Raw genomic sequence first — 7,060 nt, forward strand, 5'->3', positions numbered from 1 at the left:
CTGGAAGTGGGCAGCGGCGTCGGCGCGCAGACCGAGATCCTGCTGCGCCGCTTCCCCGAGCTGCACGTCACCGGGGTGGACCTGAGCCAGGCGCAGCTGGACACCGCGCGCGCCAACCTGGAAAAGACGCCCTGGTGCAGCGAGCGCTACACACTGCAGCAGGCCGATGCCGGCGACCTGCCGTTCGGCCCGCGCCAGTTCGATTCGGCCTTCCTGTGCTGGGTGCTGGAACACGTGCCGTCACCGGCGCGCGTGCTCAGCGAAGTGCGCCGCGTGCTCGCGCCGGGCTCGCCGGTGTACATCACCGAAGTGATGAACGCCTCGTTCCTGCTCGACCCGTATTCGCCGCACATCTGGCGGTACTGGATGGCCTTCAACGATTTCCAGTACGACCACGGCGGCGACCCGTTCGTGGGTGCCAAGCTTGGCAACCTGCTGCTGGCCGGTGGCTTCCGCGACGTGCACACCGAGATCAAGACCATCCACCTGGACAACCGCGAGCCGGCGCGGCGCAAGACCATGATCGCGTTCTGGGAACAGCTGCTGCTGTCGGCGGCCGACCCGCTGCTGGAGGCCGGGCTGGTTGACCAGGACACCGTGGACGGCATGCGCCGGGAATTCAGCCTGGTGCAGAACGACCCCAACGCGGTGTTCTTCTTCTCGTTCGTGCAGGCCCGCGCCACGGTTTACTGACCGCGGCCAGCCTGGCCGCTGGGCGCTGGTCTACTGGCCGGCGGCCACGCCGGCGGCGGGAGCGCGCGCGGGTGGCACCGTCGCGGTGGTGCCCGCTGGCGTCTGCCAGATCCGCGCCCACATCTGCGCGAACCGCTGCTTCACCCTCGCCCTGCCCTGTTCGCCTTCGTAGGCCGGGCGCAACTGCTCGGGCGTGATGGCGCTCCACTGCCCGTGCTGGACACGCGCCACCGCGAAGGTAAAGGTGTAGTCCGGCTCCAGGCCCATGCGCAGGTCACTCAACTGCAGCTGGCCATCCACCACCTGGGCGCGCATGAAGCCGCGGTTGAACCACTGCAGCCGCTGCACCGCCGGAATGCCCGCCGCCTCGGCCTGGCGCAGCGCCTGCACGTTGGAGGGATAGCCCTGGAAGTGCATCGGCCCGTTGTCCGCCACCAGCGAACGCTCGCCGATGACGTAGCCGCTGGGGGTCATCGCCACCACCTGCCAGAGCAGCGTGTTGAACGGGGTGGCCACCGAGAACCGTGGCGCATCGCCCAGCCCCATCGCCGCCAGCGCGCGGTCGGCCTGCCGCTCGACGCTGTGCTTGGCCAGCAGCGACCAGCCCAGGTAGCCGCAGCTGAGCACCAGCCCGGCCACCAGCGCCTTCTGCGCCACCGGGCGGGCGCGGGCGAACCAGGCTACCGCGCAGCCGATCAGCAGCCACACGGTGTACAGCGGGTCGATGATGAAGACGCTGGACCACATGGTCGGCGCCGGGGTGAACGGCCACCACAGCTGGGTGCCGTACACGGTGAAGGCATCCAGCACCGGGTGGGTCACCAGCGCCAGCAGGATCGCCCAGAACCAGCGCGCCGGTGCCTGCGCGACCCGGCCGTGGCCGAAGCGCTTGAACAGCCACCAGATCAGCGCGGCCACCCACGGCAGCACCAGCAGTGAATGGCTGACGCTGCGGTGCTCGGTCATCAATGCCACCGGGTCGGCGGTGGTGAAGGCCAGCACCAGGGCGTCCAGGTCCGGCAGCGTGCCCAGCGCGGCACCGGCCAACAGGGCGGCGCGGCGATGGCCGGCGGGGGCGATGGCGGCAGCAACGGCGCCGCCCAGTACGATCTGGCTTAGGGAGTCCATCGGCCGATGGTATAGGGTGTGAAGGTCGGTGGGGCGGCCCCGTGGCTGTCACGCTGGTGGAACACTGGGCCGCGACGCTGGGGCCCAATCGCGTCCTGGCGGCCGCTTGGCCGGGCACGCGGGCTTAACCACCGGCAACTCCCCGTGGCGCACAATGCAACCGGGCGACATGCCGTGTATCATTCGCGCCCATCTTTCCATCCGAATCAAAGGATATTAAGCCTGATGTCCAGCTACCTCTTCACCTCCGAATCGGTCTCCGAAGGCCATCCGGACAAGGTTGCCGACCAGATCTCCGATGCGGTGCTGGACGCGATCCTCACCCAGGACCAGCGCGCCCGTGTCGCCTGCGAGACCATGGTCAAGACCGGCGTCGCCATCGTGGCCGGTGAAATCACCACCAGCGCCTGGATCGACCTGGAAGCGCTGACCCGCAAGGTCATCGTGGACATCGGCTATGACAGCTCCGACGTCGGCTTCGACGGCGCCACCTGCGGCGTGCTGAACCTGATCGGCAAGCAGTCCCCGCACATCGCCCAGGGCGTTGACCGCAAGAAGCCCGAAGAAATGGGCGCTGGCGACCAGGGCCTGATGTTCGGCTATGCCACCAACGAGACCGACAGCTACATGCCGGCCGCGATCCACCTGTCGCACCGTCTGGTCGAGCAGCAGGCCAAGATCCGCAAGAAGAAGAACTCGCCGCTGTCCTGGCTGCGCCCGGATGCCAAGAGCCAGGTCACCCTGCGCTATGAAAACGGCGTGGTCTCGGCCATCGACGCAGTCGTGCTGTCCACCCAGCATGCCCCGGGCGTGAAGCAGAAGGACCTCATCGAGGCCGTCCGCGAAGAGATCATCAAGCCGGTGCTGCCGGCCAAGTGGCTGCACAAGGGCACCAAGTTCCACATCAACCCGACCGGCAAGTTCGAGATCGGTGGCCCGGTGGGCGACTGCGGCCTGACCGGCCGCAAGATCATCGTGGACACCTACGGCGGCTGGGCCCGTCACGGTGGTGGTGCGTTCTCGGGCAAGGATCCGTCCAAGGTCGACCGTTCGGCCGCTTACGCTGCCCGCTACGTCGCCAAGAACGTCGTGGCTGCCGGCCTGGCCGACCGTTGCGAAGTGCAGGTCTCCTACGCCATCGGCGTGGCCGAGCCGACCTCGATCTCGGTCACCACCTTCGGCACCGGCAAGATCAGCGATGACAAGATCGAAAAGCTGATCCGCAAGCACTTCGACCTGCGCCCGTACGGCATCATCAAGATGCTGGACCTGATCCACCCGATGTACCAGCAGACCGCCGCCTACGGTCACTTCGGCCGCAAGCCGAAGGACTTCAGCTACCTCAACGGCGAGGGCGAAACCGTCAACGCCACGGCCTTCTCCTGGGAGAAGACCGACCGCGCCGCCGCCCTGCGTGCGGATGCGAAGCTGAAGTAAGACAAATGGGCCGCGAAAGCGGCCCATTTTCTTGCGGTAGAGCCGACCGTTGGTCGGCTGCTGCTGATCGAAACAGATGACGGGCCGCGAATGCGGCCCGTCGTCGTTTGGGCGGCAAAACGCAGGCGCATGGCGATGCGTTCACCATCGCGGCGCATCCCTGCCATCGCGGCGCGGCCGCGAAAGCGGCCCGTCGTTATTTGGGCGCCGTACTTGGCCATCGTCGCGCTGCGCGCGACAAGCCGACCAACGGTCGGCGCTACCGATTGGCCAAGCGGCGCTACACTGCCGCCATGCCCGAATTCAAATCCAACCAGCTGTCCATGACCGTGCTGATGTCGCCGGAGATGGCCAATTTCTCCGGCAAGGTGCACGGCGGCGCGATCCTGCGGCTGCTCGACCAGGTCGCCTATGCCTGCGCCAGCCGGTATGCCGGCCGCTATGTGGTCACCCTGTCGGTGGACCAGGTGATGTTCCGCCAGCCGATCGCGGTCGGCGAGCTGGTCACCTTCCTGGCCTCGGTCAACTACACCGGCACCTCGTCGATGGAGATCGGGGTCAAGGTGGTGGCCGAGGACATCCTCAAGCGCAGCGTGCGCCACGCCAACAGCTGCTTCTTCACTATGGTCGCGGTGGACGAGGACGGCAAACCCACCGCGGTGCCGCCGCTGCAGCTGGAGACCAGCGACGAACGCCGCCGCCACGCCGCCGCGCTGATCCGCCGGCAGCTCCGCGAAGAAATGGAACAGCGTCATCTGGAGTTGCTGGCGTCCAACCCGCCGTCGCCGGAATAAGCTACGGCGGGTACCCATCGTGGGTCGGTACGCATGGCCCGCCCCTACCCGGTGTTCTGCACGCCCTGCGATACCCCGTTCACGCACGCCACCAGCGCGCGCAGCACGTCGTCGTCCTCGCCACCGCTGGCACGCCAGCGGCGCAGCAGGTCCACCTGCAGCACGCTGATCGGGTCGATGTAGGGGTTGCGCAGGCGGATCGACAACGCCAGCCGCTGGTCGTGCTGCAGCAGTTCGTCCTGTCCGGTCAGCGCCAGGATCTGCTGGGCGGTGAGCTCCAGCTCGCGCTGGATCTGCGGGAAGAACGTGGCGTGCAACGGGCCGGACAACTGCGAGAACTGCTCGGCAATGGTGATATCGCCCTTGCTCAGCACCATCGCGATGTCGTCCAGGAAGGTGCTGAAGAACGGCCAGTCGCGCGCCATCTCCTTCAACGTGTCCTCGTGGCCGGCCTCGATCGCCGCCTGCAGGCCGCTGCCCACGCCGTACCAGCCGGGAATCACCGCGCGCGCCTGGCTCCAGGCAAACACCCAGGGAATGGCGCGCAGGTTGGACAACGCGGCATCTTCGCCCAGCCGCCGCGACGGACGCGAGCCCAGCGTCATCCGCTCGATCACGTCGATCGGCGTGGCCTGGCGGAAATACTGCATGAACTCTTTCTGGCCCACGAAGGCGCGGTACGCCTCCGCGCTTTTCTGCGCCACCAGATCCATCACCGGGCGCCATTGCTCCTCGCGCGGTTCGGCCGCACGCGGGCGCAGGCTGGACCGCAGCACCGCCCCGGTGGACTGTTCCAGCGAGCGCAGCGCCAGTGCGCGGATGCCGTACTTGCGGTGGATCACTTCGCCCTGCTCGGTCACGCGCAGGCGGCCGTCGATGCTGCCCCGTGGCGAGGCATCCACCGCATGGGTGGTCTTGCCGCCACCGCGGCTGATCGACCCGCCACGGCCATGGAAGAAGGTCAGGCGGATGGTGTTCTCGGCGGCCACCTCCAGCAGCTCCACCTGTGCGCGTTGCAGGCCCCAGCGCGAGGCGGCGATGCCGCCGTCCTTGCCACTGTCCGAATAGCCCAGCATCACCATCTGCACATCACCGCGCGCGGCCAGGTGGGTGCGGTAGACCGGGTCGGCCAGCAGGTCGCGCAGGGTGTCGGTGCCGCGCTTGAGATCGTCCACCGTTTCAAACAGCGGAGCGATGTCCAGCGGCACCGCGCCGGCGTCGTCGACCAGCCCACCCCGGCGTGCCAGCGCGAGCACCGCAAGCACGTCGCTGCGATCATGCGCCATCGAAATGATGTAGCTGCCCAGTGCGTCGGACCCGTGGCGACGGCGTGCATCGGCCAGCGCAGCGAACACCGCGTCCAGGCGTTGACCGCCCTGCTCGGTGCTCGGCGGCAAGGCCTGTTCGCCACTGGCGAACGGTGCCAACCGGGCTGCGCGGGTGACCGCATCGGCCGCATCCCAGGCCTCCTGGCCATCGAGCACGCTGGCCAGTGCGCGGCCGTGCACACTCGACTCCTGCCGTACGTCCAGCCGCGCCAGGTGGAAGCCGAAGGTGCGCACGCGCCACAGCAGGCGGCGCACCGCGAAGCCGCCGGCATGGTCGCCCTTGTTGGCGTGCAGGCTGTCCAGGATCACCTGGATGTCGTGCTCGAGTTCGTCCGGCGACGCATAGGCACCGTCGGCATCGTCCAGGGTGGCCTGCACGCGTGCGCGCATGCGGTCGTTGAGCAGGCGGTACGGCATGTCGGCATGGCGTGGCCGTGACTTCACCTGGGGCAGCAACTGCGCGTAGTGCGCCACGCGCGCCTGCAGCGCGTCGCTCACCGCGATCCGTTCGGTGGACTGGCTGAGCAGGCTGGCCAGCTGCAGCAGGTCTTTCTGGTAACGGCCCAGGACCGCCTGGCGCTGTGCGTCCAGGGTATGCCGGATGGTGCCGGCATCGACGTTGGGGTTGCCATCCATGTCCCCGCCCACCCACGTGCCGAAGCGCAGCAGGCGCGGCAGCGGCAGGTCTTCGCCATAGGTATCCAGCAGCGCCTGCTGCAGCGATTCGTACAGCACCGGGATCACCCGGTACAGCACCTGCACCAGGTAGAAGCCGACGTGCTCGCGCTCGTCGTCCACGGTGGGCCGCACGGGCGAGGAATCGGTGGTCTGCCAGGAGGCGGTGAGCGCCATGCGGAAACGCGCGGCGTCGGCGGCGGCTTCACCGGGGGTACGTTGGCCGTCGAGGTTGTCGACCATGCTGGCGACCATCAGCTGCTCTTTTTCCAGCAGCGCGCGGCGTACCGCTTCGGTCGGGTGCGCGGTGAACACCGGTTCGATGTCGATGCGTGGCAGCCACTCGGCCAGCTCGGCCAGGGTCACGCCCTGCGCCTTGAGGTTGAGCAGCGCATCCTGCAGGCCATCGGGCTGCGGCGCGGCGGTGCCGGCGCGCTGGTAGTCGCGGCGACGGCGGATGCGATGCACGCGCTCGGCGATGTTGACCACCTGGAAGTAGGTGCTGAACGCACGCACCATCGCTTCGGCGCGCTCGGGCGGCAGGCCGGTCAGCGCGTCGTTGAGGTCGGACAGCGGGGCGTCGCTTTCGCGGCGGGCGATGGCGCGCGTGCGCACCTGTTCCACGTCATCGAAGAACTGCGTGGACACCTGCTCGGCAAGCAGGTCGCCGACCAGTGCGCCAAGTCGGCGTACGTCGTCGCGCAGGGGAATATCGGGAGTGGCAAAGACGATGCTGCTGCGGTACTCGTTCATCTGCGACGCACTGGCCTCGGGAACGGAATCCACCCAAGCCTAACCCACAACGAGGTCAATGCTGCGTCGCGCAAATAGTTACATCTGGTAGTGCCGGCCGCTGGCCGGCTCCATGCATATCTGACAGGTGCCTGTGCATTGCCGGTCACGTGCATCGTGGGGAGCCGGCCAGCGGCCGGCACTACCGGTCACGTGCATCGCGGGGAGCCGGCCAGCGGCCGGCACTACCGGTCACGTGCATCGCGGGGAGCC

At 68.1% G+C, this 7,060-nt stretch carries 5 protein-coding genes; 3 read left to right on the forward strand and 2 right to left on the reverse strand.

Features of this window, described 5'->3' with window-relative positions:
• A partial coding sequence (locus DBR34_RS17930) for a class I SAM-dependent methyltransferase (RefSeq protein ID WP_258224095.1) occupies nt 1–693 on the forward strand: 693 nt, incomplete at its 5' end.
• A 30-nt stretch (nt 694–723) separates the two neighbouring features.
• Here the strand turns inward: DBR34_RS17930 and DBR34_RS17935 are convergent.
• Entirely contained in the window at nt 724–1,821 is a 1,098-nt protein-coding gene (locus DBR34_RS17935) for a metal-dependent hydrolase (RefSeq protein WP_128097790.1), read from the reverse strand.
• A gap of 225 nt (nt 1,822–2,046) precedes the next feature.
• Between DBR34_RS17935 and metK the strand changes: the two genes are divergently transcribed.
• Complete coding sequence (gene metK, locus DBR34_RS17940) at nt 2,047–3,258, forward strand: methionine adenosyltransferase (protein WP_128097791.1); 1,212 nt, start codon at nt 2,047–2,049, stop codon at nt 3,256–3,258.
• 293 nt (nt 3,259–3,551) lie between these two features.
• Complete coding sequence (locus DBR34_RS17945) at nt 3,552–4,052, forward strand: acyl-CoA thioesterase (RefSeq protein ID WP_128097792.1); 501 nt, start codon at nt 3,552–3,554, stop codon at nt 4,050–4,052.
• A gap of 44 nt (nt 4,053–4,096) precedes the next feature.
• Here the strand turns inward: DBR34_RS17945 and ppc are convergent, their stop codons facing one another.
• On the reverse strand, nt 4,097–6,808 hold the full coding sequence (gene ppc, locus DBR34_RS17950) for a phosphoenolpyruvate carboxylase (RefSeq protein ID WP_128097793.1): 2,712 nt from the start codon (nt 6,806–6,808) through the stop codon (nt 4,097–4,099).
• Nucleotides 6,809–7,060: the final 252 nt, after the last annotated feature.

The sequence above is a fragment of the Stenotrophomonas sp. HMWF003 genome, from assembly GCF_003061285.1.
Lineage (GTDB): Bacteria > Pseudomonadota > Gammaproteobacteria > Xanthomonadales > Xanthomonadaceae > Stenotrophomonas > Stenotrophomonas maltophilia_AP.